26 protein-coding genes are annotated in these 24,485 nt (G+C 68.9%); 18 read left to right on the top strand and 8 right to left on the bottom strand.

Annotated elements, in window-relative coordinates; translation table 11 throughout:
• Positions 1 to 34 precede the first annotated feature (34 nt).
• Positions 35 to 1,084, top strand: coding sequence for a hypothetical protein (locus B378_RS16560; RefSeq protein ID WP_155118149.1), 1,050 nt, complete (start codon positions 35 to 37; stop codon positions 1,082 to 1,084).
• 223 nt (positions 1,085 to 1,307) lie between these two features.
• On the opposite strand, the gene B378_RS0100870 is transcribed toward B378_RS16560, so the two are convergent.
• Positions 1,308 to 2,243, bottom strand: a complete 936-nt coding sequence (locus B378_RS0100870) for an NAD-dependent epimerase/dehydratase family protein (protein WP_017341945.1) — start codon at positions 2,241 to 2,243, stop codon at positions 1,308 to 1,310.
• Between the two features lie 66 nt (positions 2,244 to 2,309).
• Positions 2,310 to 2,750 (bottom strand): DUF302 domain-containing protein, encoded by a 441-nt coding sequence (locus B378_RS0100865; protein WP_017341944.1) that lies wholly within the window; start codon positions 2,748 to 2,750, stop codon positions 2,310 to 2,312.
• Between the two features lie 160 nt (positions 2,751 to 2,910).
• On the opposite strand from B378_RS0100865, the gene B378_RS0100860 reads away from it, so the two are divergent.
• The 7 genes from B378_RS0100860 (at position 2,911) to B378_RS0100835 (ending at position 7,643) form a co-directional block, all read left to right on the top strand.
• On the top strand, positions 2,911 to 3,330 hold the full coding sequence (locus tag B378_RS0100860) for a helix-turn-helix domain-containing protein (protein ID WP_017341943.1): 420 nt from the start codon (positions 2,911 to 2,913) through the stop codon (positions 3,328 to 3,330).
• Positions 3,331 to 3,412: 82 nt separating this feature from the next.
• Positions 3,413 to 4,699, top strand: coding sequence for a M20 family metallopeptidase (locus B378_RS0100855; RefSeq protein WP_017341942.1), 1,287 nt, complete (start codon positions 3,413 to 3,415; stop codon positions 4,697 to 4,699).
• 87 nt (positions 4,700 to 4,786) lie between these two features.
• The gene (locus tag B378_RS17370; RefSeq protein WP_256364736.1) at positions 4,787 to 4,918 is read left to right on the top strand and encodes a hypothetical protein; all 132 of its coding nucleotides are present in this window, start codon (positions 4,787 to 4,789) and stop codon (positions 4,916 to 4,918) included.
• A 2-nt stretch (positions 4,919 to 4,920) separates the two neighbouring features.
• Positions 4,921 to 5,514, top strand: a complete 594-nt coding sequence (locus B378_RS0100850) for a class I SAM-dependent methyltransferase (RefSeq protein WP_017341941.1) — start codon at positions 4,921 to 4,923, stop codon at positions 5,512 to 5,514.
• 127 nt (positions 5,515 to 5,641) lie between these two features.
• Positions 5,642 to 5,878 (top strand): sulfurtransferase TusA family protein, encoded by a 237-nt coding sequence (locus tag B378_RS0100845; protein ID WP_017341940.1) that lies wholly within the window; start codon positions 5,642 to 5,644, stop codon positions 5,876 to 5,878.
• Positions 5,875 to 7,020 (top strand): NAD(P)/FAD-dependent oxidoreductase, encoded by a 1,146-nt coding sequence (locus tag B378_RS0100840; protein WP_017341939.1) that lies wholly within the window; start codon positions 5,875 to 5,877, stop codon positions 7,018 to 7,020. The genes B378_RS0100845 and B378_RS0100840 overlap by 4 nt, the downstream gene beginning before the upstream one ends.
• Before the next feature lie 2 nt (positions 7,021 to 7,022).
• Positions 7,023 to 7,643 (top strand): DUF1641 domain-containing protein, encoded by a 621-nt coding sequence (locus B378_RS0100835; protein WP_017341938.1) that lies wholly within the window; start codon positions 7,023 to 7,025, stop codon positions 7,641 to 7,643.
• Between the two features lie 67 nt (positions 7,644 to 7,710).
• Here B378_RS0100835 and B378_RS0100830 read toward each other — a convergent pair whose 3' ends face one another.
• Together B378_RS0100830 and B378_RS0100825 are read right to left on the bottom strand one after the other, a co-directional pair.
• Positions 7,711 to 8,328 (bottom strand): DsrE/DsrF/DrsH-like family protein, encoded by a 618-nt coding sequence (locus B378_RS0100830; protein ID WP_017341937.1) that lies wholly within the window; start codon positions 8,326 to 8,328, stop codon positions 7,711 to 7,713.
• A gap of 2 nt (positions 8,329 to 8,330) precedes the next feature.
• Positions 8,331 to 8,576 (bottom strand): sulfurtransferase TusA family protein, encoded by a 246-nt coding sequence (locus B378_RS0100825; protein WP_026046107.1) that lies wholly within the window; start codon positions 8,574 to 8,576, stop codon positions 8,331 to 8,333.
• Positions 8,577 to 8,824: 248 nt separating this feature from the next.
• Between B378_RS0100825 and B378_RS0100820 the strand changes: the two genes are divergently transcribed.
• The 4 genes from B378_RS0100820 (at position 8,825) to B378_RS0100805 (ending at position 12,364) form a co-directional block, all read left to right on the top strand.
• Complete coding sequence (locus B378_RS0100820; protein ID WP_017341935.1) at positions 8,825 to 10,018, top strand: MBL fold metallo-hydrolase; 1,194 nt, start codon at positions 8,825 to 8,827, stop codon at positions 10,016 to 10,018.
• 8 nt (positions 10,019 to 10,026) lie between these two features.
• Positions 10,027 to 10,584 carry a YeeE/YedE family protein gene (locus B378_RS0100815; RefSeq protein ID WP_017341934.1) on the top strand — a complete coding sequence of 186 codons (558 nt, stop codon included), beginning with the start codon at positions 10,027 to 10,029 and terminating at the stop codon, positions 10,582 to 10,584.
• Between the two features lie 130 nt (positions 10,585 to 10,714).
• Positions 10,715 to 11,176: a YeeE/YedE family protein gene (locus B378_RS0100810; RefSeq protein ID WP_026046106.1), complete on the top strand. Its 462-nt coding sequence runs from the start codon at positions 10,715 to 10,717 to the stop codon at positions 11,174 to 11,176.
• A gap of 12 nt (positions 11,177 to 11,188) precedes the next feature.
• Positions 11,189 to 12,364 (top strand): inorganic phosphate transporter, encoded by a 1,176-nt coding sequence (locus B378_RS0100805; protein ID WP_017341932.1) that lies wholly within the window; start codon positions 11,189 to 11,191, stop codon positions 12,362 to 12,364.
• Between the two features lie 690 nt (positions 12,365 to 13,054).
• Here B378_RS0100805 and B378_RS0100800 read toward each other — a convergent pair.
• Positions 13,055 to 13,906 (bottom strand): universal stress protein, encoded by an 852-nt coding sequence (locus B378_RS0100800; protein ID WP_017341931.1) that lies wholly within the window; start codon positions 13,904 to 13,906, stop codon positions 13,055 to 13,057.
• 284 nt (positions 13,907 to 14,190) lie between these two features.
• Between B378_RS0100800 and B378_RS16945 the strand changes: the two genes are divergently transcribed.
• Complete coding sequence (locus B378_RS16945) at positions 14,191 to 14,355, top strand: hypothetical protein (RefSeq protein WP_017341930.1); 165 nt, start codon at positions 14,191 to 14,193, stop codon at positions 14,353 to 14,355.
• Entirely contained in the window at positions 14,345 to 15,403 is a 1,059-nt protein-coding gene (locus tag B378_RS0100790) for a sulfite exporter TauE/SafE family protein (protein ID WP_004598677.1), read from the top strand. Before B378_RS16945 ends, B378_RS0100790 begins: the two co-directional genes overlap by 11 nt.
• A 77-nt stretch (positions 15,404 to 15,480) precedes the next feature.
• On the opposite strand, the gene B378_RS0100785 is transcribed toward B378_RS0100790, so the two are convergent.
• On the bottom strand, positions 15,481 to 17,091 hold the full coding sequence (locus tag B378_RS0100785) for an iron ABC transporter permease (RefSeq protein ID WP_017341929.1): 1,611 nt from the start codon (positions 17,089 to 17,091) through the stop codon (positions 15,481 to 15,483).
• Positions 17,092 to 17,207: 116 nt separating this feature from the next.
• On the opposite strand from B378_RS0100785, the gene B378_RS0100780 reads away from it, so the two are divergent.
• The 4 genes from B378_RS0100780 (at position 17,208) to B378_RS16040 (ending at position 20,966) form a co-directional block, all read left to right on the top strand.
• The gene (locus B378_RS0100780; protein ID WP_017341928.1) at positions 17,208 to 17,780 is read left to right on the top strand and encodes a gluconate 2-dehydrogenase subunit 3 family protein; all 573 of its coding nucleotides are present in this window, start codon (positions 17,208 to 17,210) and stop codon (positions 17,778 to 17,780) included.
• Positions 17,777 to 19,426 (top strand): GMC family oxidoreductase, encoded by a 1,650-nt coding sequence (locus B378_RS0100775; protein ID WP_017341927.1) that lies wholly within the window; start codon positions 17,777 to 17,779, stop codon positions 19,424 to 19,426. Before B378_RS0100780 ends, B378_RS0100775 begins: the two co-directional genes overlap by 4 nt.
• A gap of 327 nt (positions 19,427 to 19,753) precedes the next feature.
• Positions 19,754 to 20,407 carry a dolichyl-phosphate hexose transferase gene (locus B378_RS0100770; RefSeq protein ID WP_237738304.1) on the top strand — a complete coding sequence of 218 codons (654 nt, stop codon included), beginning with the start codon at positions 19,754 to 19,756 and terminating at the stop codon, positions 20,405 to 20,407.
• 361 nt (positions 20,408 to 20,768) lie between these two features.
• A complete protein-coding gene (locus B378_RS16040; RefSeq protein ID WP_082224186.1) occupies positions 20,769 to 20,966 on the top strand; it encodes a hypothetical protein in 198 nt (65 codons plus the stop codon).
• Here the strand turns inward: B378_RS16040 and B378_RS0100765 are convergent.
• Both B378_RS0100765 and B378_RS0100760 read right to left on the bottom strand, forming a co-directional pair.
• Positions 20,963 to 23,278 carry a glycosyltransferase family 39 protein gene (locus B378_RS0100765; protein ID WP_017341925.1) on the bottom strand — a complete coding sequence of 772 codons (2,316 nt, stop codon included), beginning with the start codon at positions 23,276 to 23,278 and terminating at the stop codon, positions 20,963 to 20,965. The genes B378_RS16040 and B378_RS0100765 overlap by 4 nt on opposite strands.
• A 49-nt stretch (positions 23,279 to 23,327) precedes the next feature.
• Positions 23,328 to 24,485, bottom strand: coding sequence for an extracellular solute-binding protein (locus B378_RS0100760; protein ID WP_017341924.1), 1,158 nt, complete (start codon positions 24,483 to 24,485; stop codon positions 23,328 to 23,330).

The following is a 24,485-nucleotide window of genomic DNA, read 5'->3' as shown; positions in this document are numbered from 1 at the left end:
AAAGCCTATACATATCTGTTGACACTGTTTCCGCGTGAAACGTCGAGATCTCATCGCTACAGGATGTATCTCTCTTACTACGGCCAGTTCTGGCTGTCTGAACCTCCCACTAAGAGAAAATGAGGATAAGCCGTGGGTTGATGTGAGCGTTGTTGCGGAGAATATCAGAGTTGGCTTCGATACCGAACAGCTCTTCGAGGTATTCATACATCCCAGCAACCTGATGGGAAGGCAACTACCTGATGAGAATCAGGAGCATCACATCAGGATAGACGTTTCCACGTTAGAGCAGTATGGAGTAAACATGGAAGATCTCTCTGTAGAAACCACGCAAGGGAAATACGGATTAGGACCTTCGGATGCCTACAATAATAATGTCGATAGCGTAGACATCACTGACGGAGTAATTGAGCTTTTGATACTAACGTCGGAAGACGTGTCGGAGACAGACCCGATCGCGTTGAAGCTGACGGGCTATCAGTTCACAAATGTCGAACCAGTAACTGAAATTCAGTATGATGTTCAATCCCCTGAGGACCATGTTGAGATTACCCATGGCACTTTCGGCGGTCCTCAAAGCGGGAGCAAGTGCGGGTTCACCCGTTCTACGGACGGAGAGTTCACACTTGTAGACCCTCAGTTGCTCTCACCAACATTGTGCCCAAGCCCAATCGATGCCTATCGTGGGAGCCACCAGAATCTCGATATCGAGTGGCTGACCCCAGAAGCTGACGAGGTAGTAATCAAGATAGATATCTCAGTACTTGATAAATACGGAACAATTGGAGAGTCAGTAATCGAGCCATTGAACAAAAGGGGTCCATCGAATGAATCGAGGGCGGTAGGTGCGACTCTTGACAGCCTATCAATTGATGAAGGGACAATTTCGATCAAATTGGTGCCAGATCCCGGCACTAATTACGCTTCGGTGAGTGTCCGGCTCAGTGGAATGGATCTTCCCGTTGGAGATCCGGTCAGAGATATCTCATATGAGATGACTATTGAAGGGGACGTTGATGAGACGGTAGAGACGGGATCGTTCGACATCACTAATGATCCGCCTGATCCCAATAGCGATGCGTAAGTCTCGCCGCTAACTGGCTGCTTCGTGCGAACTGACGTGAAACCCCGTTTCGAATGCTGTATGGGCCCTCTGTACTGAGCGTTCCGTGAGTCCCCTGTATTGACCGCTACTGGGGGCAGAATAGATCACTTATTGAGGATGTTAACAGAGCCGATTATTTATAAATAAGCGACTAAGCCTTCGGAAGGCCCTCCCATAGAAAAGCCGACAGCGTGAGCGTATCCTATGAAACGATCTCGTCGATCAGTTCACGCGCGCTGCGCCGCACGGCCTCGTCGCTCTCGATCGACGGCTCCCAACCGAGATCCGCGAGCTTCTCGATCGACAGGCGCATCTTCGGCACGTCGCCGGTCCAGCCGCGGTCGCCGCCGGTGTAGGTGTACTCCGGGTCGACGCCCAGCTCGTCGCTCACGATGTCGGCGATATCGGTGACGGAGGTGGTCGTCCGCGTGCCGAGGTTGTACACGTTGTACGCGTCGTCCGCGTGCTCGACGACGTGCTGGATCGCGTCGACGCACTCGGAGACGTGCATGTACGACTTCTCCTGCCGGCCGTCGCCGAGAATCTCCAGCTCGGTCGGATCGTCATCCAACTTCTCGATGAAGTCGGGGATCACGTTGCCGCGCTGGCGCGGGCCGACGATGTTCGCGAAGCGGAACACCCACGACTGGACCCCGTAGGAGTGCGCGAACGTCGAGATGAGCGCCTCGTCCGCGAGCTTCGCGGAGCCGTAGATCGAGATGGGTTCGAGCGGGCCGTAGTCCTCGGCCGTCGGGCGCGGCGCTTCGCCGTACACCGTCGACGAGGAGGTGAACGCGAAGCGGTCGACGCCGACCTCGCGCATCCGCTCTAAGACGTTGTACGTCATCGCGGTGTTCTCCTCGAACAGCTCGCGGTCGTCGTCGTAGTTCGTGTCGGTGTACGCCGCGAAGTGGAAGACGACGTCGAGGTCGTCGGTGACCGCGCGGGCGACGTCGTCGGGGTCGGTCACGTCCGCCTCGACGAACTCGGCGCCGTCGGCCACTCGGTCGCGGGTCCCCTTCGAGAGGTCGTCGGCGACGCGAACGGTCGCGCCGCGGTCGAGCAGGCTCGCTGCGAGGTGGCTTCCGACGAGGCCGGCACCCCCGGTGACGAGGACGCGCGAATCGGCGAGGTTCATACCGGTCCGTCGGCGGTCGCGGGTAAGTAGGTGTGGAATCGGGACGGGAACAGAGACAGAGCCCGACTACAGGTTCTCGAACGCCTCGTCGACGATTTCGCCGGTGTCGGCGACGATGTCCGCCATCACGTCGTCGTCCGGCGTCATCCCCACGAGCCGGGCGATGCGCATGATAGAGACGTGGTAGACGCGCTGGACGCCGGGTTCCTCCTCCCAGACCACGACGTTACACGGCATCAGCGCGCCGAGCTTGTTGTCGCTCGCGTCGAGCGCGCGGTCGGCGACCTCGGGGTTACACGCGCCCAGCACGTAGTAGGGGTCACGACCCGCGTCGACCTTCTCGTTGAGCATCTCGGACGGCGAGAACTCGACGGGGACGCCGAAGCCGGCGTCGGTGAACACCTCGCGGACGTGTTCGATCGCCTCCTCGTGGTCCATTTCGAGGGTGGCCTGCTGTTCGCCGATGTCGTCCGGATCGATCTGCGTCGGGTCGATGGGAAGCGTCATTCGTGTACTGTCTTGGGCCTACGTAACAAAGGCTCTTCGGATGGCACGCGGAGAGAGCGGAGACGCGGCCAGCTGGGCATCGACCGCGCGGCCTCCGGCCGCGGCAGTATTGTGCTATGCGGGAACAACTTTAACCCGCTCTGCCGCCCTACTGTTCGATATGACGTCCGGTTCAGTGCGCGAGGACCTCGAACGCGACCTGGAGTGTCTGGACCTCTTAGAGTGCGTTCACGGACTCAACGAGCGGGACCAGAGGGTTTTTCAGGAGCTCCACCAGACGGACGGGGCCCTCACCGTGGACGACGTGGCGGACCGACTGAACTGCGAGCGGTCGACGGCGTACCGGTCGATTTCGCGGCTCGTCGACGCCGACGTCGTTGTCCAACGGCAGGAGAACTACGACCAGGGCGGGTACTACTACGTGTACCGACCGCGGACCTCCGAGGAGACCGCTCGCGAGATGCAGCGGCTGCTCAACAGTTGGTACGCGACCGTCGGACAGCTCATTCAGGAGTTCGAAGACCGGTACGGCCGCGAGACGGAGGAACGCGGGGATGGCCCGATTCGACCCGACCCCTGACGCGTGTACGGCCCCCCGCTCGTGCCGCGGTATTGTACAAAATATACAAATAAATAAATCGTTGGGGACCGAACGGGACACTATGGTCGACGACACGGGAACGGCCCGACCGACGACGGCCGGCGACGACGCTCCCGCCGAGTACGTGCGGGCCAACCGCGAGGCGCTGGTCTCGCTGGCCCTCGATCTGCTCGCGGTCGACACGTCGAATCCGCCTGGCGACACGCGCGAGATCGTCGCGGCGATCGAGCGGTACCTCGACCCGCTCCCGGTCGAGGTCGAGCGGTTCGCCGTCGACCCGGCGAAGCCGAACCTGCTCGTGCGGGTCCCGGGAGCGTCCAACCGCACGCTGCTGTACAACGGACACCTCGACACCGTGCCATTCGATGCCGACGCGTGGACGCGCGACCCGCTCGGCGAACGCGCCGACGGTCGGGTCTACGGCCGGGGGGCGACCGACATGAAGGGCGCCGTGGCGTCGCTGCTGTTCGCGGTCCGGGCCTTCGCGGCGACCGACACGGAGCCGCCCGTCGACCTGCTGTTCGCGTTCGTGAGCGACGAGGAGGTCGGCGGCGACGCCGGGCTCCCGGCGCTGCTCGACGCGGGAGCGCTCGACGCGGACGCGTGCGTGATCGGCGAGCCGACCTGCGAGGAGGGGCGCCACTCCGTCACGGTCGCGGACCGGGGCAGCATCTGGCTGACGCTCGACGCGGCGGGCGAGGCGGCGCACGGCTCCCGGCCGACGCTCGGCGTCAACGCCGTTGACCGGCTCTACGACGCCGTCAAGCGGTTGCGCCGGCGGTTCGGTTCCGAGCGGCTCGACATCGACGCCGAGATGGAACCGATCGTCGAGGAGTCGATCGAGTACTACGCCCCGTCGATGGGCGAGGCAACCGCGCGGGACCTGTTCCGGTACCCGTCGATCAACCTCGGCGTCTTCGAGGGCGGCGACGCGGTGAACGCCGTGCCTCAGTCGGCGCGTGCCGAACTCGACGTGCGGCTCACCGCCGGCGTCCACACGCCCGACGTGCTCGCGGGGATCCGCGAGTGCGTCGCCGACTGCGAGGGGATCACGGTCGCCGACGTCTCCTGGAGCATCGGCACCGCGGAGGACCCGGACGGCCCGCTCGTCGAGGCCGTCGCGTCGACGGCGACGGCCGTGACGGGGGACCGGGTCTTCAGGCGGAGCGCCACGGGCGGTGGCGACGCCAAGAAGCTCCGGAACGCCGGGATCTCGACCGTCGAGTTCGCGCTCGGGACCGACACGCTCCACGCCACGGACGAGTACGTCCCGGTCGACGCGCTCGTCGACAACGCGGTCGTCTACGCCCGGCTACCGGCGGCGTGGAGCGCCGAGACCGGCCGATAGCGGTCCGCGAACGGGAGAGTGAGCGCCTCGCAGCCGATCCGGCGCGGCTGAGAAAGATATAGGTAAGCGGCCGTTCCACTCGTGGGTATGCGGAACAATACTACGACGGCGAACGGGCGGGCCCGCGAAGGTGAGGGGTCCGACTCGGCGGACGTCAGAGGCGACCGACGCCGACTCCCGTACCGTCCCCCGAGCGCCGACGCGTCCGACGCCCGCTGACGATGGAGCGGTTTCAGAACACCGGCCAGCCCGACTGGGACTGGTGGGGGAAGCTCTGGCCGACGCCGGGCGCGACGCTCCGAGACCTCGGGATCGGGGCCGGTCAGTCGGTCGCCGAGGTCGGCTGCGGGAGCGGCTACTTCGCGCTTCCGGCCGCCCGGATCGTCGAGCCCGCGCCCGTGTACGCGGTCGACTTAGACGAGGCGCTGCTCGACGAACTCGACGCGCTCGCCGAGAAACAGGCTATCGAGAACGTCGTCCCGGTTCACGGCGACGCCCGAAACCTGACCGAGCTCCTCCCGGAACGGGTCGACGCGCTCGTGGTGGCGAACACCTTCCACGGCGTCGACGACCGCGCCGAGTTCGTCGCGGAGGCGTTCGACGCGATCGAGCCCGGCGGGAGCCTGATCGTCGTCAACTGGTACGACCGCCCGCGCGAGGAGACGACTGTCGGCGACGAGCCTCGGGGGCCCCCGACGGAGCTACGGATGACCCCCGAGGAGACGGCGGAAGCCGTCACGCGAGCCGCGGCGTTCGAACTCGACTGGCGGATCGAGCTGCCGCCGTACCATTACGCGGTCGTGTTCCGACGGTAGCCCGCGGACGGCCCTCGCGCTCGGTCGCGGCCGACCTGTGTACACCGAGCGATCAGATTATTAGAATAGTGGAATACTCACACAAGTCTAATAGGCCACCCCGGTAACTGTCGCGTGTGAGACCGCCATGACCGACATCGAACCCGACGACACCGTCGACGCCAGAGGCGCAGCGTGTCCCGGCCCCCTGATGGACCTCATCGGAGCGATCCGAGGCGCCGAGTCCGGGGACGTCGTGCGACTCCTGAGTGACAGCGACGGGTCGCTCACCGACGTCCCCGAGTGGGCCGAGGAGGCCGGCAACGAGCTGCTCGCCGTCGAGGAGCTCGACGACCACAACGCGTTCTACGTGGAGAAAGCATGACCGAGCGAATCGTCATCCTCGGCGGCGGGACCGGCGGGTCGGTGCTCGCCAACGACCTCGCCGATCGGCTCGAACCCGAGCTCGACGCCGGCGAGGTCGAGGTCACCCTGATCAACGACGGTCCCGAGCACGTGTACAAGCCGGTCTGGCTGTACGTGCCGTTCGGCCAGCGCGAGCCGGCGGACGGTCGCCGCGCGCTCGACGAGCTCGTCGACGACGCGGTCGACCTCCGGATCGACCGCGTGTCCGAGGTCGACACCGACGCCCGGCGGCTCCGGTTCGACGGCGGCGGAGCGCCGATGGAGTACGACCACCTCGTCTTGGCGACCGGGTCGACGCTGAAGCCCGAGCAGATCCCCGGCCTCGCGGAGGGCGGACACGACTACTACAGCGAGTCGGGCGCGACCGCCCTGCGCGAGGAGCTGCTGGAGTTCACCGAGGGCGAGATCGTGTTGAGCGTCATCGGGACGCCGCACATGTGTCCGGCGGCGCCGCTGGAGTTCGTCTTCATGGTCGACGACTGGTTCCGCGAGCGCGGTCTGCGCGAGGACGTCGAGGTCACCTACACGTACCCGATCCAGCGCGTTCACGGGAACCCCCACATCGCCGAGTGGGCCCGTCCCATCATGGAGGAGCGCGACATCAACGTGGAGACGTTCTTCAACGCCGAGTCGGTCGACCCCGACGCGGAGACGATCACGTCGATGGAGGGGACCGAGCTCGACTACGACCTCCTCGTGTCGATCCCGCCCCACGGCGGCGTCGACCTGATCGAGGAGGCCGGGCTCGGCGACGACGGCTGGGTCGACGTCGACAAGCACACGCTCGAAGCCGAAGCGGCAGAGAACGTGTACGCGCTCGGCGACACCGCCGACACCGGCGTCCCGAACGCGGGTAGCGTGGCGCACTACCAGGCCGGCGTCGTCGGCCAGCGCCTCGCGAGCGAGATCCGCGGTCGGCCGGCGACGGCGACGTACGACGGCAAGACCCTGTGCTTCATCGAGACCGGGATGGATTCGGCTTCGTTCGTCGAGTTCGACTACGAGAACCCGCCGTCGCCCGCGCCGCCCTCGGAGAAGCTCCACTGGTCGAAGCTGGCGTACAACGAGTCATACTGGCTCACCGCGCGGGGGCTGCTCTGACCATGTCCGAGACGGAACCCTCCGAGTCGGCCGACCTCGAAGCGGTGATCGCGGAGAACCCGGAGGCCGTCGCCGCGTTCGTCGAGCGGCTCGACGCGGTCAACGAGCTGCTGGACGTGCTCTCCTTGGGCGAGAGCGCGCTCGACGACGAGATGGTCCGCGAGCTCTCGGCCACGGGGTCGACGCTCGCGGAGTCCGCCGACGGCCTCGCGACCGACGAGACCGTGGCGCTCGCCGAGGCGGTCGGCGAGAACGGCGACGAGCTGCGGGAGGCGCTCGACACGCTGCTCGAGCTCCAGCGGAGCGGCACGCTCGACGAGCTGGCCGAGATCGCCGAGGTCGGGTCGCTGGCGACCGCGGCCCTCGACGACGAGATGGTCGCGTCGCTGGCCGGGACCGGCGCCGCGCTCGGCGAGGTGGCACAGACCGCGGCCGACGACGACACCCGCGACGGCGTCGAGACGCTGCTGAAGGGCGTCGGCGAGGCGGAAAGCGAGTCGCCCGAACGGGTCGGCGCCGTCGGGCTGCTCCGCGGCGTGCGCGACCCGGAGGTCCAGTACGGGTTAGGCTACCTGCTCGCAGTGGCGAGCGCGATCGGCCGCGAGCGGTCCGGCCGCGAGTGAACCGCTAGGGAGTTGTAGTGGGAGAACGGAGGTTCAGAAATCGGAACCGGAGTTTGGTCGACGGCGGTCAGACCAGCAGCTGGATGTCCGCCTCGGCCATGTCCTGAATGGCGGTCGCGGCGCCGACGCCGGTGGTGACGCCGTCGTAGAAGTCGTCCTCGTCGTAGTCCATCAGCTCGATGGTCATCTGACAGGCCTGGAACTCCACGCCCATCTCCAGGCTCGTCTCGAGGAGTTCCTCGATCGTGGCGGTGTCGTTGTCCGTGATCCGCTTTTCCATCATCTTCGTCGTGACGCGGTCCATCCCGGGGAGCGCGGCGACGGCGTTGGGGACGGGCATGTTGGGGTTCCCGACGGAGCTGAGCTGGAGGTTCTTCGACCGCTCCTCGTGGAGCATGTCGAGCCCCCAGAAGGTGGTGAAGACGGTCACCTCGTAGCCGAACGCGGCCGCGGTGCTGGCGAGGATGAGCGGCGGGTACGCCATGTCCAGCGTCCCCTTCGTGGCGATGATGCTCATCTTCTTGCCGCCGTCTTCGTCGGTGGCCTCGGCGAGCGCCTCCTCAAGCTCGTCGACGCGCGCGGCCAGCTCCGCGCGCGAGGGCGCCTCGTCGGCCGGCACGTCCTCGGGCGACGCGTCCTCGGTCTGCCCCTCCCCGGCCGACGCGTCGGGTGTGTCCGTGCTCATCGTTACTCCGTCTTGCGGACGTAGTGGTTGTACACGTCGTCGCCCTCCGTCTGGTCGACGAGCTCGACGCCCTCGGTGCCGTCGGCCCAGCCGTCGATGTCGCTCATGCTACCGGGGTCCGTCGCCACCACCTCGAGGACCTCGCCCGCGGCGAGGTCGTCGATGGCGGACTTCGTCTTCACCACTGGCATGGGGCACGATGCGCCTTTCACGTCAAGCGTCTCCGCGATGTCGAATTCGGCACTCATGGGATATCTGCTCCGGTTGTCTGTATTGGAGCTAGCGCACAATACCTCCCAGCACAGTAAAAGATTGTCGATTCTTGTGAAGATCGCCGACTACTGTATAAAGCCAAACCGGTTTAGACGGATTATAACCCGCCTTCGGGGACACGAGGGGGCCACCGGACGAAGATCGCTCCCCGTAGTATTGTTTGAAATAGGAAATACTATGAAAATGCTTTTGTGCGTCGACCCGGTAGAACTGAGTGCGAAACATGAATGCCGACGACTTCCCGACTCCGGACGTCGATGTCGACTCCGTCGACCCGGAATCGCTCAAAGACCGAATCGACGCGGGCGAGGACGTCACGATCCTCGACACGCGCATGCAGTCGGATTACGACGAGTGGCGCATCGACGGCGAGAACGTCACGTCGATCAACGTCCCGTACTTCGAGTTCCTCGAGGACGAGGTCGACGACGACGTCCTCGATCGGATTCCCGACGACCGCGAGGTGACCGTCCTCTGCGCGAAGGGCGGCGCCAGCGAGTACGTCGCGGGCACGCTCGCGGAGCGCGGCTATGACGTCGACCACCTCGAAGACGGGATGAACGGCTGGGCGAGCATCTACGAGGCCGTCGAGGTCGACCGCTACGACGGCGCCGGCACGCTCCTCCAGTACCAGCGCCCCTCGTCGGGCTGTCTCGGCTACCTCCTCTACGACGACGGGGAGGCCGCGATCATCGACCCGCTCCGGGCCTTCACCGACCGCTACCTCGACGACGCCGACGACCTCGGCGTCGACCTGACGTACGCCATCGACACGCACGTCCACGCCGACCACATCTCGGGCGTGCGCGACCTCGACGCCGAAGGCGTGGAGGGCGTCATCCCCGACGCCGCCGTCGACCGCGGCGTCACCTACGCCGACGAGCTGACCACGGCCGAAGACGGCGACACCTTCGAAGTCGGCGACGCGGCGATCGAGACCGTCTACACGCCCGGCCACACGACCGGGATGACCTCCTACCTCGTCGACGAGAGCCTCCTCGCGACCGGCGACGGACTGTTCATCGAGAGCGTCGCCCGACCCGACCTCGAAGAGGGCGACGACGGCGCCCCCGACGCCGCGCGCATGCTGTACGAGTCGCTTCAGGAGCGGGTGCTGACGCTGCCCGACGACACCCTGATCGGCGGCGCGCACTTCAGCGACGCGGCCGTCCCGGCCGACGACGGCACCTACACGGCGCCGATCGGCGAGCTCGTCGCGGAGATGGACGCGCTCACCATGGAGGAGGACGACTTCGTCGAGCTGATCCTCTCGGATATGCCGCCGCGCCCGGCCAACTACGAGGACATCATCGCGACGAACCTCGGGCAGAACGCCGTCGACGACGAGGAGGCGTTCACCCTCGAGCTCGGGCCGAACAACTGCGCCGCCAGCCAAGACTCGCTCGCGGGTGACTGACGACGCCGATGGTTGCTGACCCAGTACTGCTTCAGGCCGTCGCCGAGCTGTTCCCCAACGGGATCAGCCGGTACGCCGTCGGCGGGCTGCTCGTCGGCCTCGGGACCGTCGTCATCTACGTCGGGACCGGCATTCCGGCCGGGGCGAGCACGTTCCTGGAGTCGACGCTGTCGTACGTCTCCGACCAGTCGCGGTTCCAGCAGTACGTCGGCTCGCGGGACTGGCGGCTCGTGTTCACGGCCGGGATCATCCTGGGCGCGCTCGCGTTCGCCGCGACGGTCCAGTCCGGCGTGGTCACGACCTCGCTGTACGAGCCCGGAACGACCGGTCAGCTCTACGAAGTCGCCGGCGTGACGCTGTGGACGACGGACATCCAGCCGTGGCGGCTGTTCCTCGGCGGGATCTTGGTCGGTATCGGGACCCGCGTCGGGAAGGGGTGTACGTCCGGACACGGCGTCTGCGGCGTCGGCTCGGCGTCGAAGACGTCGCTGGTCGGCGTCGCGACGTTCCTGACCGTGGCGATCGGGACCGCACAGGTCGTCGCCGCGTTGGGGGTGAGTCCGTAATGCGCGAGACGCGAGCGGACCGAGGCGCGAACGGAGTGAGCGCCTCGGGGAGCGAACGGCGAACGGACGTGAGCCGTGAGCGGCGCGCGTCTCGAACTGCGCGAACGGGAGCGACCGGAGGGAGCGACACGTGAGCGACGACCGTCATCCCCTGTTCAAGCCGCTGGTGTTCGTCGGCGGGCTGATCTTCGGGTTCGGGCTCGGGTTCAGCCACATGGCGCGGCCGGAGGTCGTGGTGAACTTCCTGCTGTTCGAGGACCTCGGCCTCCCGTTCGTGATGTTCGGGGCCGCGATCGTCTCCGGGATCGCGTTCGCGCTGCTGCCGCGGATCCGAGACACCGCGCCCCTCACGGGGAGCCCGTACGAGCGCCGGCTGAAACCGTTCGACCGGAACGTTCTCGTCGGCGGCGCCGTCTTCGGCGTCGGCTGGGGGCTCTCGGGGATCTGCCCGGGCGCGGCGTACGCGAGCCTCGGGGTCGGCAACGTCACCATCCTCTGGGCGCTCGGCGGCATGTTCGTCGGCGCGTACGCGCAGGGGTACTGGCGGAGCCGGAGCGAGACCCGCGACGCCGCCCCGGCGGGCGCGGACTGACACGCCTCCTCCATGGACCCCGCTCTCATCGCCCTCTTCGTCGGCGCGGCGCTCGCCAGCCTGTTCATGGCGTGGGTGATCGGCGCCGGGTCGAGCGGCGCGACCCCGTTTGCCCCCGCCGTCGGCGCGAACGCCATCGGGACGATGCGGGCCGCCCTCCTGGTCGGCGTCTTCGGCTTCGTCGGCGCCGTCACGCAGGGCGGCAACGTCTCGGAGGCCGTCGGCAGCGGCCTCGTCGGCGGCATCAGTCTGCCCGTCGCCGGCGTCATCCTCGTGCTCTTGCTGGGCGCGGGGCTGATGGCGGTCGGCATCGTCACCGGGATCCCTATCGCGACCGCGTTCACCGTGACCGGCGCCGTCATCGGCGTCGGCCTCGCGCTCGGCGGGACGCCGGTCTGGGCGAAGTACCAGCAGATCGGCGCCGTCTGGCTGCTGACGCCGTTCGTCGGCGGCGGCATCGCCTTCGGAATCGCCTCGGTCCTCCCGCGACCCGGGGTCGCCGAGCGGTACAGCGTCCCGGTTCTCGCCGGCCTCGTCGGCGCCGTCCTCGTGAACGTCCGGTTCAGCTTCCTCGGCGAGGGGGCCGCGCCGGGGACCGTCAGCGGACTCGCGCAGCGGACCCTCTCGGTCGACGGCCTCGCGTCGGCGGCCGCGATCACCGGGCTCGCCGCGCTGGCGATCGCGACCGTCGTCTGGTGGGACGTGAGCCGCGACGAAGCGGGCGGGCTGCGGCGCGTGCTGCTGGCGCTCGGGTCGCTCGTCGCCTTCTCCGCGGGCGGGAGTCAGGTCGGGTTAGCGGTCGGGCCGCTGCTCCCGCTGCTCGACGAGGTGGGGATGGTGTCGACGACCGCCGTCCTCGTCGGCGGCGGGTTCGGGATGCTGGTCGGCTCGTGGACCGGCGCGCCGCGGATGATCAAGTCGCTCTCGCAGGACTACTCCTCGCTCGGGCCGCGGCGCTCCATCTCCGCGCTCGTCCCGTCGTTCCTGATCGCGCAGCTCGCGGTGCTGCTCGGGGTGCCGGTCTCGTTCAACGAGATCGTCGTCAGCGCGATCATCGGGAGCGGCGCGGCCGTCGGCGGCCGCGACGCGGTGGACGCCGAGAAGATCCTGACGACCGTGGGGGCGTGGGCCGGCTCGTTCGCCGTCTCGTTCGCGCTCGCGTACGCCGTCGCGGCGCTCGCTTTATAAGCGAGCCACGCCGCGGCGCCGTTTCTTTATAAATACCCGAAGCGGTAGCAGCGGCGCGTGCCTGCGAGCGGCCGCCCTCGGCGGCCGCGAGACAGCACGCGCGAGGGAGTCGGTCGGCGTTTTAAACGCCGACCGACGAGGCTGGGGAGGCGTGAGGTGCGGTCCCGCGAGCGACCGGAGGGAGCGAGCGGGAGCACGGAAGTCGCAGCTCGCGCAGCGAGCGAAGCGAGCGAGCAGGACCGTCTTCCGGCGGTCGCGGTGCTGTGTGGGGCGGGACTCAAAGGGGCAGTCACCGGCGGCGGAGCCGCCGGTTGCCCGTGGCGCGTAGCGCCACGCTGTCGCGAGGACGAAGCACGACGACGCAAGCACTGGAACGAGGGAGCGAGCGCAGTGAGCGACCGAGTGAAGCGCACAGCGAGTCGCGCGAGTCCTCGCGGCTGGGGCTTTGGAGGAGTTCCCTGCTGATTCGTCACTGATAATTTATGAGCGAGCGACTGGGGCTTTGGCGGTGTCCGTCACCGAGCCGTCAGTAACGATTTATAAACGAGCGGCTGGGGCTGTAGCGGTGTTCGCAGGCGACTCACCGGTATCCATTTATAAATAAACTGTAGGAGAGCTACCGAAGTAGCCGCCACGGCAGCGATCGCGTCACCGCGGCGTGACGATCTGCCCATCGAGACGCCTGCTTTTTTAAGTCGCTCGGGGCGGCGGGACGAGGAAGACGTTCCCCGTCGCCCGCGCGACGATCTCCCCGGAGACGCTGCCCAGCAGGAGCCGCCGGACGCGGCTCCGGCCCTTCGAGCCGACGAGGACCGTCGACGGCGTGACCGCCGCCTCGGCGGCGAGGATCTCCTCGGCGGGGTCGCCGCGGCGGACCTCGGTCCGCGTCTCGATCCCCCACTCCTCCAGCGTGCGCGCCCGCTCGGCCAGCCGCTCGGCCGGACCGGTGCCGGCGTCGCCGCCCGCGCCCTCGTCTTTCGGCGAGCGGACGTGGACGAGCGTCGCCTCGTCGGTCGCGTGACGGAGGTACGAGAACGCGTCGAACGCGCGGGCGGCGTGCTCGGAGAAGTCCGTCGCGAAGAGTATCCGCCGAAAGAGGTGCTCGCGGCGGACGTCTGGGTCGTCGACCGCCCGCTCGACGCGGTTGACTAACAGCGGGACGACGGTGGTCCGCGCGAGGTTGCGCGCGGTCGAGCCGACGACCCGGTTCTCCAGCGGGCTCCGTCCCCGCGACCCGACGACCGAGAGGTCGGCGTGGACGGTCTCGGCGATGTCGTTGAGACGGCGGTGCGGCGTCCCGCGGACGACGTGCGTCTCGACGTCGAACCCCGCGGCCTCGATCACCGCTCGGTACCTGTCGAGTCCGCGCCGCCGGCGCGCCTCGAAGTCGACGCCGGGGGTCCCGGTGTGGACGTTCGCCGGAACGACCGTGACGAGGTGGATCGTCCGAACGCCGATACGGCCCAAGCAGTCGAGGCAGGTCTCGTTCTCTATCGTCGCCTCGCTGGCGGCCGACAGGTCGGTCGCGCACAGGGCCCGCATGTCGACGCCTTGGGCGGGCGGCGACAACACGGTTGCGCTCGACTCGAAAGGCGGGCGGCCGGAGGCGGGCGGCCGAAGACGTGGGGCGACCGCAACGCGGACGACGCACGGGGCCGCCGAGCGCGAAAACCTCTCCGTAAGTTATCGGTACTCCGGCCGAGGTTACCGGAATATAGTATTGTACAGCCAGCCCAAAACCGTTATAGGCACGAAGCGGGTAGGGGAGAGTGAGCAGAAATGTGCCAAAAGCGAATTTCCGCGTTCGGAAGTCGGAGGGTGAGTCGATGGCAGGACTAGAGATCCCGAGCTGGGACCCGGAGACGGCCCTGCTTATCGGCGCGATCCTCCTCGAAGCGTTCGTGCTGTACATCGGGTACGGCGGCCTCGAACGGCTCGTCGGGCCGTACCTAATGGACCTCATCGTCGGGGGTGACGCGAGTGCTCGGTAGCCTCCTCAGCGGGCCCGGATTCCTGGGGACGAGCCCCGAGATGCTCGCCCTGTTCGCCGGGTTCGGCCTCGTCGTCGGCGTCCTGTTCGGGTTCTTCGGCATGGGGGGGTCGTTCCTCGTCACGCCGGCCCTGCTCATGTTGGACTACCCGGCGCCCGTCGCGGTCGGGAGCGGGATGGCGTTCGTCTTCGGGACGGCCGTCATCGCGACGCTGAAACACCACGACCTCGGGCAGGTCGACTACAAGCTCGGCGTGATCATGATTACGGGGACGACCATCGGCATCGAGGCCGGCCGCGCCAGCGTCTACTACCTCGAATCGATGGGACTCGCCGGCGGCGTCATCAGCGTCGCCTACGTCGTCCTGCTCGGCGGCGTCGGGGCGATGGTCACCCGCGACGCCCTCAAGGGCGACGGCGGGGGCGGCGTCGACCACGAGGCCGCCGACAAGGACCTCGACGAGTACGAGATCCCCGAGATCGCGAAGAAGATCCAACGGACCGTCCGGATCCCGCCGATGGTGACGCTCCGCGGCGACGTCAGCGTCTCCGTGTGGGTCATCACGGCCGTCGCCTTCTCGACCGGCGTCCTGTCCGGATTCCTCGGCGTCGGCGGCGGGTTCATCCGGATGCCCGCGATGATCTACGCGATCGGCGTCCCGGTGCCCGTCGCGGTCGGGACCGACCTCTTCGAGATCGTCTTCTCCGGCGGGCTCGGGAGCTACCTCTACGGACAGGGCGGCGGCGTGAACCTCGGTATCGTCGCCCCGCTGCTGTTCGGGAGCGCGCTGGGCGCGCGCGTCGGCTCGGCTGCGACCGCCGTCGTCGACTCCGACGAGATCAAGGTGTACTTCGGCGGGATGCTGCTGGTCGGCTCCATCGCCGTAGGCATCGGCGAAGTGGGCTCGTACCTCGGTAACCCGACGCTCGAACTGATCGGATTAGTGCTCGTCATCGGCGCGGCGGTCGTCGTCGCGTTCGCGGTCCTCTACACGACGGTCACCTCGCTCCGCGTGACGCGGCAACAGCAGACGTCCACCGCGGACTGAAGGGCCCCGCATCGGTCCGCGAGAGCGGGATTGTGTTTATTTCACAACAGTATCGCGAGTCCGGTCGCCGTCGTCCCTCACAGCCCCTCTTCGCCGCCCTCCTGCGTGAGGATGACGACCATCGAGAGCCCGGAGATGAGGAGTAAGATGAGCGTCGGCACGACCGCGTACTGGTAGAGCGCGGTCGACTGCGCGCGCCAGATCTGGGTGACGATCGTGTCGAAGCCGGACGGGCGGAGGACGAGGGTGACGGGGAGCTCCTTCATCGTCGTGAGGAACACGAGCGCGGCCCCGGCGACGATCCCGGACCGGGTGAGCGGGAACGTGACGCGGCGGAACGCGCCGGTCGGCGACTCGCCGAGCGTGCGCCCGGCCTCGACGAGCCGTCGGTCGACCTGGAGGATCGACGTCCGGGTGGAGCCCACCGCCTGCGGGAGGAACCGGACGACGTACGCGAAGATCAGTAGCGGCAGCGTCTGGTAGATCCACGGCACGTACCCGGAGCCGAAGTACACTAACGCGAGCGCTAACACGATGCCGGGCACCGCGAAGCCGACGTACGTCGCGCGCTCGAAGACGACGGCAAGCGGCGAGTCGTGGTTCGCGGCGAAGTACGCGATGGGGATCGCGGCGAGCGCGGCGACGACCGCGGCGGCCGCCGAGACCGACACCGAGTTGAGCACCTGTATCGGCTCGAACGCGAGCGAGGGTCGACGCCCGGCCTCCGAGTTGACCAGCCACAGCCCGAGGATCCACAGCGGCACTAAGAGCGCGAACGCGGACACGCCGGCGGGGAGCAGCGTCGCCGGCCACCGCCACCGCCCGAGCGACACGCGGTCTTCGGTCCGGCCCGCGTCGTCGCCGCTCGTCTCCCGGTCCGAGCGGACCGCCCACTCTAAGGCGAGCACGAGGACCACCACGACGAGCAGCTGGAGGGAGAGCAGCGCGGCGTAGTCGCGGCCGAACGCGTTGTACTCGACGTATATCTGCCGGGTGAACACCGGGAGCCGCATAATCGACGGGGTACCGAAGTCCGAGACCGCGTACAGCGCGGCGAGCAGCGAGCCCGCGGCGATCGCGGGCCGGATCGTCGGGAGCGTCACGCGCCGGAACGCCGCGATCCGGCCGTGGTTCAGCGTCCGGGCGGCCTCTAAGAGAGTCGTGTCGAACGACAGCAGCGCGGCCCGGGTCGTCAGGTAGACGTACGGGTACGTGTACAGCGTGATGACGAGGATCGACCCGGAGAGGCCCGAGACCTCCGGGACGCGCTCGACGCCCAGCGGGGCAAGCACCTCGTGGAACTCCCCCTGCGGCCCGAACGCGGAGACGAACGAGAAGGCGCCGACGTAGCTCGGCACGACGAGCGGGAGGGCGGCCGCGACCGACCAGAAGCGGCGGAACGGGAGGTCGGTCCGGGCGGTGAGGTACGCGAGCGGGACGCCGATCAGGATCGACGCCGCCGTGACGCCGGCCATCAGGAGGAGGCTGTTGACGAGCACGTCGGCGGTCCCGGCGCTGAAGAGGAGGTCCACGGCGCGCTCGCGCTCGACGGCGACCGCCTCGATGACGAGCCACGCGAGCGGGAACACGAGAGTGGCGGCGATCGCCGCGCAGAGCAGCGTGAGCCCGATCGGGAGCCTGTCGTCGCCGTCGGTCAGCCGGTCGCGGATCCGGGTTCGCAGGGACATTGTGCGGGGATGGAGTCGAGTTGTCGAGGCGAGGGCGCGCCGAGCGTTAGGGGTTCCGATCGTCCGGCGAGCGCGCTCCGACGGATATATGAATTTAGGGCCACCTAAACTCTTCCATGGAACTGACGCGACGCGACGCGGCGGCCGCGCTGGCCGCGATCGGCGCGACCGGCGGCGTCGCGCTCGGCGTCCGTCGGGCGACCGACGAGCGGGGCGGCGAGGGTACGGAAGACGGCGACGCCGACCGCTCGTGGGACGGCGAGGGGACCCCCGGCGACGAGGCGGTTCGAACGGCGATGACCGCGGTCGCGCGGACCGTGTATCCGGACGCGGTCTCCGGGGTCGACGCGTTCGTCGAGGCGTTCCTCGACGGCCGCCTCGACGGGTCAACCCACGGTGAGGGGATCCGCGCGGCGGTCGCCGAGGTCGAGTCGGCGGCCCGGTCGTGGTACGACGCGCCGGTCGCCGACCTCCCGCCCGCCGACCGCGACGCGCTGCTCCGCGAACTCGGCGCGGACGTAGCCGAGGAGAACCCGGACGGAACGACCGCGGAACGGGTGCGCTACTACGTCGTCAACGAGCTGCTGCTCGCGCTGTACTCCTCTCCGACCGGCGGCGAGCTCGTCGGCATCGAGAACCCGCAGGGACACCCGGGCGGCGCGGAGAGCTACCAGCGGGGGCCGCGATGAGCGGCGCCGAGAGCGTCGGCGACGGGCGCACGGACGACGGCCGCGACGTCGACCGCACGCCCGTCCCGGACGCCGACGTCTGCGTCGTCGGCGCGGGTCCCGCCGGGGCGCTCGTCGCTGACCGGCTCGCGGGCGACCGCGACGTGGTGGTGCTCGACGCCGGACCGCGGTTCGACCCGGCGGACCGCCTCGCCAGACAGGAGCGGGCGATCCGGCCGTCCTACGGCCGGCCGGACGTGTGGGGCGTCGGCGGCGCGCGCGACGCCCACGAGAACGCGGGCGACCGCTTTTACCCGCTGAACCACGCCCGCGTGAAGGGGGTCGGCGGGTCGACGCTCCACTGGCAGGGGATGGTGATGCGGCTCCACGAGGACGACTTCAACTCCGGCACGGAGCGGGGCGTCGGCCCCGACTGGCCGGTCGATTACGGCGACCTGCGGCCCTACTACGCCGAGGCGGAGCGCGAGCTGGGCGTCGCGGGCGGGAGCGGCGTCGACAATCCCTACGCGCCGCCGCGTGAGGAGCCCCACCCGATGGGGCCCTTCGAGCCCTCCTACAGCGACTCGCTGTTCGCCGAGGCGTGCGAGGAGCTGGGGATCGACATACACTCGGTGCCGAACGCGCGCAACTCCGAGCCGTACGACGACCGGTCGTCCTGCGTCGGCTACGGCACCTGCCAGCCGGTCTGCCCGAGCGGCGCGAAGTACGACGCGACGGTCCACGTCGAGCGCGCCGAGGCGGCGGGCGCGACCGTGATCGACCGCGCTCCGGTCGAGCGGCTGGAACACGACGGCGACGACCGGGTGACGGCCGCCGTCTACGCGACGCCGGACGGGGAGCGCCACCGACAGGAGGCGGACGCGTTCGTCGTCGCCGCCGGAGGCGTGGAGACGCCGCGGCTCCTCCTTCTGTCCGACTCCGACCGCTATCCCGACGGGCTCGCGAACGGGAGCGGCCACGTCGGCGAGTTCTTCATGGACCACCTGTTCGCGGGCGCGGGCGGCACGCTCGACGAGGAGACGAGACAGAACCACGTCGGCTTCTACACCAGCGCCTGCGACCAGTTCTACGACGAGGCCGACGAGGAACAGGCCCCGTTCAAGCTGGAGTTCTTCAACTACGCCGGCCCCTCGCCGGTCGAGATGGCGCTCACGGGCGACGACTGGGGCGGTCCCCTGCTGGAGCGGCTCCGCGACGGGTACGGGAACCACGTCGCGATGGGCGGGCTCGTCGAGCAGCTCCCCGACGCCGAGAGCCGCGTGACGCTCGCCGACGACCGCACCGACGACCGCGGGAACCCCGTGCCGCAAATAGAGTGGACGGTCGGCGACCGCGCGCTCGACACGATCGAACGCGCGAACGAGATCCAAGTCGAGATCCTCGAAGAACTCGGCGCCGACGTCGAGTGGGTCGCCGGGCCGGACGCGACGGGGCCCGCCTACCACCACATGGGGACGACGCGGATGAGCGACGACCCCGATTCGGGCGTCGTCGACGCCGACTGCCGGACCCACGACCTCGACAACTGCTGGATCGCCTCCAGCTCCGTCTTCCCGACGAGCGGGGCGATGAACCCCACGCTCACCATCGCCGCGCTCGCGCTCCGCGTCGCGGACGACGTGGACGCCCGGCTCTCCGAGACGTGAGCGGGCGGCCCCGGGACGCGAGCCGGGAAGGCCCTCCGGCGGACGCGGGAACGAGCGCCCGTCGGCGGTGTGACGCCCGTTCACACCTGTTTTAGGTAAACCTAAAAGTTCAAGTGCGTGCGAGCGGAGAGACGGGTAATGAGCGACTCAGCACACGCGACGAACGGGTCCGCGACCGCGGTCGAGAACGGCAGCGAGGCGGCCGCAACGGACGATATCGACGCGACGGACGACATCGACGCGACGGACGCGACGGGCGTCGACGACGAGACGGCCGCGACCGCCGAGGCCGCAGGGCCGTACGGCTTCGACGACCTCAGCGTCGTGATGGGGACGTACAACGAGGAGGAGGCGATCGCGACGGTCCTCGAAGACATCGACGAGGTGACCGACGGGAAGGCGGAGGTCGTCTGCGTCGACGGCTCCTCGGACCGGACCCCCGAAATCGCCCGCGAACACGGCGCGACCGTCATCGAGCAGGAGCCGCAGGGGTACGGCGTCGCCGTCAGCGAGGCGATCCTGACGCCCGACCGCCCGGTCGTCGTCACGACCGACTGCGACGACACCTATCCGATGGAGGCGCTGCCGGAGTTCCTCGCGGAGATCAACGACGGCGCGGACGTGGTGAGCGGCGACCGGCTCTACCACGGCGCCGACGCGATGCCGGCGTTCAACCGCTTCGGAAACCACGCGTTTGCGGCGCTCGCGAGCCTGTTGATGGGCGAGCGCGTCCATGATACCACCACGGGGATGCGCGCGTACCGCCGCGACGTGGTCGAGGAGATCGGCTGGACGGAGAACACCGGCCTCTCCGCCGAGCTCCTCATCCGTCCGCTGATGCGGGGCTACGACGTGCGCGAGCGCCCGATCCGGTACGCCGAGCGCCTCGGTGAGACGAAGCTCGACCCGATCGGCGGCGGCGCCGCCATCGCGAAGTCGATCGTCACCGTCTGTCTCGAAGAGCAACTGCGGCGCTTCTGAGGGCGCTTCGCCCTCGACCCGGCGTCGGACGGCGGTCCGGACGTACACTGTGGGCACAGTGGACCGCCGCCGGCGGCGTTTTTACGCTCGTGAGCGACAGCGTCGATCACTTATAAATGGACGCAGCGGTGGCGCGTGCCGGTGAGCGCCCCTCGGGCGCGAACCGCACGCGCGAGGGAGTCGGGCGCGACGAGGGCGACCGAAGGGAGCCCGAAGGATGCGCCCGACGAGGCTGGGGAGGCGTGAGGTGCGGTCGCGGAGCGGTGCGGGGGCGGGACTCAAAGGGGCAGTCGCGAGGCGGGCGCAGACGACGCAAGCACCGCAGGGAGCGAGCAGCGCGAGCGACTGAGGAGCGCAGCGAGTGTGCGCCCGCCTCGCGGCTGGGGCTTTGGAGGCGCTCGCCGCCGATCTACTGTCAGTTATTTATAACCGAGCGACTGGGACTTTGGAGGTGCTCGCCGCCGATCTACTGTCAGTTATTTATAAGCGAGCGACTGGGGCTTTGGAGGTGCTCGCCGCCGATCTACTGACAGCTATTTATAAGCAATCAACCAATTAATCGCTCGTTTCGGTCTCAGTCTCGAAGACGACCCACTCGGGGTGAGTCTGGGGCTCGTCGGGGAGGTACGTCCCCTCGTTGCCGCACTCCGTGACGAGCCGGCAGGTCGAGCGCTCGGGCGGCCAGACGGCCTCGACGGTGTCGTCCTCAGTCAGCCGCACCGTCACCTCCTGCCGGTACGTGAACGTCGCGCCCGTGGGGTCGACGAGCGTCACCGTCACTGCGACCACGTCGCCCTCGGGGTCGAACGGCACCGGTTCGGCCGCCTCGGGTGCCCCGGCGGCCGCCCCATCGGAGAGCCGAACGCCCTCGGGCGTCACCGCCCAGTCGACCGCGAGCGAGTCGCCGAGGTCGCTCACGGTGTAGGAGACGTGGTCGGGACCGCCCGCCGCGCCCCGGCGCGGGTCGACGCGGACCTGCGCGCGGACGACGCGGTCCGGCACGCCGACGGTCGTCTCCGCGTCGAGCCGAGCCCCCGAGCGCCGGCCCAGCACCGCTAACTTCGGCGTGACGCGGGTCTCCGGGTTCGCGGTCCAGACCCCCTGGTAGCCGTAGCGGTAGAGCGTCCGATTCGGGTACGCGTCGAGCACCGCGAAGTTCTCGACCGGGTCGCGGTCGAGCGCGTACACGACCTCGCCGTCGAGCCCCGGGCCGTTCCGGAGGTACTGGAACGGGTGGTTCTGCCACTCGCCGTACGGCGTGGGGACGAACACCAGCGCGTCCTCGAACGTCGCCTCGTCGATCGGGGCGTACGCGGCCTCGTGTTTCTCATCGACCGCGGCGTTCCGCTCCATCGGGTCCGCGGCCGCGTCCACGGCCGTGACGCCCCCGCCCGCGACCGCGAGCGCGACGACGACCGCGAGCGCCGCGCTCGCGACCGTCGGCGAGACGCCGCGGACCACGACCCGCTCGCGGGCCGCGACGAGCCCCCGCCACCCGACGGCAACGCCGAGGCCGCCGAACACCGACAGCGGGACGAGCAGGTCGAAGTGGTAGAACGGCCCGAACAGCGACGCGAGCCCGTCGGTCGGGTCCGAAAGGTCGGCGAGCGCGTTGTGGGTCCCCCAGAAGTAGAGGTTCCCGACGACGACGGAGACCGCGACGCCCACGAGGAGCAGCGTCGCCGTCCGCCGGAACGCGGGCGAGCCGGCGGTCTCCGCGACATCCTTGCCGTGGTCGACGACCACCGGCCTCCGCGGATCGCCGCTCGCGCGCCAGCCCCACAGCGCGACCGCGCCGCCGACCAGCGCGACGACGGTCCCGAGCGGCCCGGCGACGAACCACCGGGTCGCGATCTCCTGCAGCGCGTACCGGTTCGACTCCAGCGCCAGCCCGAGCGTGTAGTCGACCGAGTGGCCGAGGATGCGCCGCTTGCCGAAGCCGGGCCCGTCCATCGGCGCGAACACCTGGTACGGGAACGTGAGCGGCGACCCGGTCATCCGGACGTTGTACGCGAGCGTGACGCCGACGAACAGGACGCCGAACAGCGCCGTAAGGCCGTGGCGTCGGATCGGACCGGGAAGCTCGCCGGACCGGCCGACTCCAAGCGCGCGGCGACCGAGGGCCGCGAACGCACGCGGTGTCGACATCCCGGACTCGGCACCGAAGCGACGGACCGCCGACCCCACCCGCCACAGCGCGTGGGCGATGAACGGCGCGGCGAACAGCACCGCGGTGTACGGCCGCGCGAAGAACGCGAGCCCGATCGCGACGCCCGCGACGCCGGCCGCCCGGAGCGACCGGTCCCGGACGCTCCGGAGGTACGCGACCGCGAAGATCAGGTTGAAGAACGTCGTGGGCGCGTACGGGAGGAACGCCGACGACGTCGCGACCGCCATCGGCGACGCGGCGAAGCAGACGGCCGCGGCGAGACCGGCCCGGCGGCCGACCGTCATCGACCCGAGCAGGTACACGAGGGCAGCGTTGCCGGCGGCGACGACCGCGAGCGTGACGCGGGGCTCGCCGAACAGGCCCATCGTGACCGCGAACATCGCCGCCGGGACGGGGTTGTACTTCGGGTAGAGCCGGCCGCCGTCCTCGATGAAGAACCACGGGTGGACGGCGTCGGCGAGCGGACCGGCGTGGAACTCGAGCTGGCCGCCCAAGAGGAGCGCCGCCTGCGTGAGGTAGACCCCCTCGTCGTGGTTCGCGGAGTGGTGCGAGAAGACGGTGGCGGCGATGACGAACGTCAGGACGCCGGCCGCGATCGCGACCAAGGCCGCCGCGAGGCTCACGCGGTCGGCGCGGGCGAGTCGCTGGCGGAGCCGGGCGGCGAGTCGGCGGGGACGGAGCGACAGTGGGAGAAGTGACACGGGCGAGAGGCGGTGGTGACGTGGGCGTGGTGGGGAGCGCGTCGGCCGCTCAGAGCTGGACGCCGGCCTCGCGCATGAGGTCGATCGTCGGTTCGAGGTTGGACAGCTCCGAGAGGTCGATGTCCGGGACGTCCAGCTCGTCGATCGTCGGGAGGTCGCCGATCGGCTCGACGTCGGGGATCAGCGGGTACTCGAAGGTGGAGCGCGCGAAGTAGTCCTGCGCCTCCGCCGACAGCAGGTGTCGGACGAAGTTCGCGGCGAGGTCGGCGTCGGAGGCGGTGTCGACGACGGCGGCGCCCGCAACGTTGAACACCGCGCCCGCGTCGCCCTCGGTGAACGCGGTGGCGATCGGGGCCTCCGGGTTGCCGTCGAGGACGCGCTGGATGTAGTAGTGGTTCGTGAACGCGGCGTCGATCTCGCCGTCAGCGATCTCCTGACACGTGCGGAACTCGTCGGGGTACGTCGCGGCGCCGCGCTCGACCATCGCCTCCAGCCACTCGCGGGTGGCGTCTTCGCCCTCTAAGATCCGCATCGCGGTGATGAACGCCTGCGCGGAGCCGTACGACGGCGCCCAGCCGAGGTCGCCCTCGAACTCCTCCGGGAACGCCATGATGTCGTCCGGGAGGTCGTCCTCGGAGAACGCCTCGGTGTTGTACGGGATCGTCCGGGCACGCCCGGAGGTGCCGACCCACTGCTCGGTGCGGAACTCCTGGCGGACCTTCCCGGCCACGTCGTCGGGGAGCGCCTGCGCCCGTCCCGCGTCGGCGAGCGCGCCGAGCGCGCCGGCGTTCACCGAGTAGAACACGTCCGCCGGCGACCCCTCGCCCTCGTTGACGATCTGGTTCACGAGGTCGGTCGAGTTGTTGTACCGGACGGTCAGGTCGAAGTCGTCGTACAGGTCGTCGATGTAGCTGACGAGCTCGCCGACGAGGAACTCGCCGCGGCCGGAGTAGACGGTGAGCTCGCCTTCGAGCGCCGGCATCTCCGCCATCGGCGTGCCGCCGGGGGCGCCGCGGCCCGCGCGGCCGGAACCAATCTGGCCGACGGCGTCGCCGACGCCGTCACCGCCGTCGCCGCCGTCCTCGCTGTCGTCGGTCGTCCCGTTACAGCCGGCGATCCCCGCGACGCCGACCGAACCGGTGGCTGCGAGGAACTTCCGTCGTCGAACGTCGCGTCCGTCTCGTCCGTCGGATTCGTGGTTCGTCAT

Origin of the sequence: Halorubrum sp. T3 (assembly GCF_000296615.1) — an archaeon.
GTDB lineage: Archaea > Halobacteriota > Halobacteria > Halobacteriales > Haloferacaceae > Halorubrum > Halorubrum ruber.
Note: the sequence above shows the minus strand (reverse complement) of the source record. Positions and strands in the feature narration are given on the sequence as shown.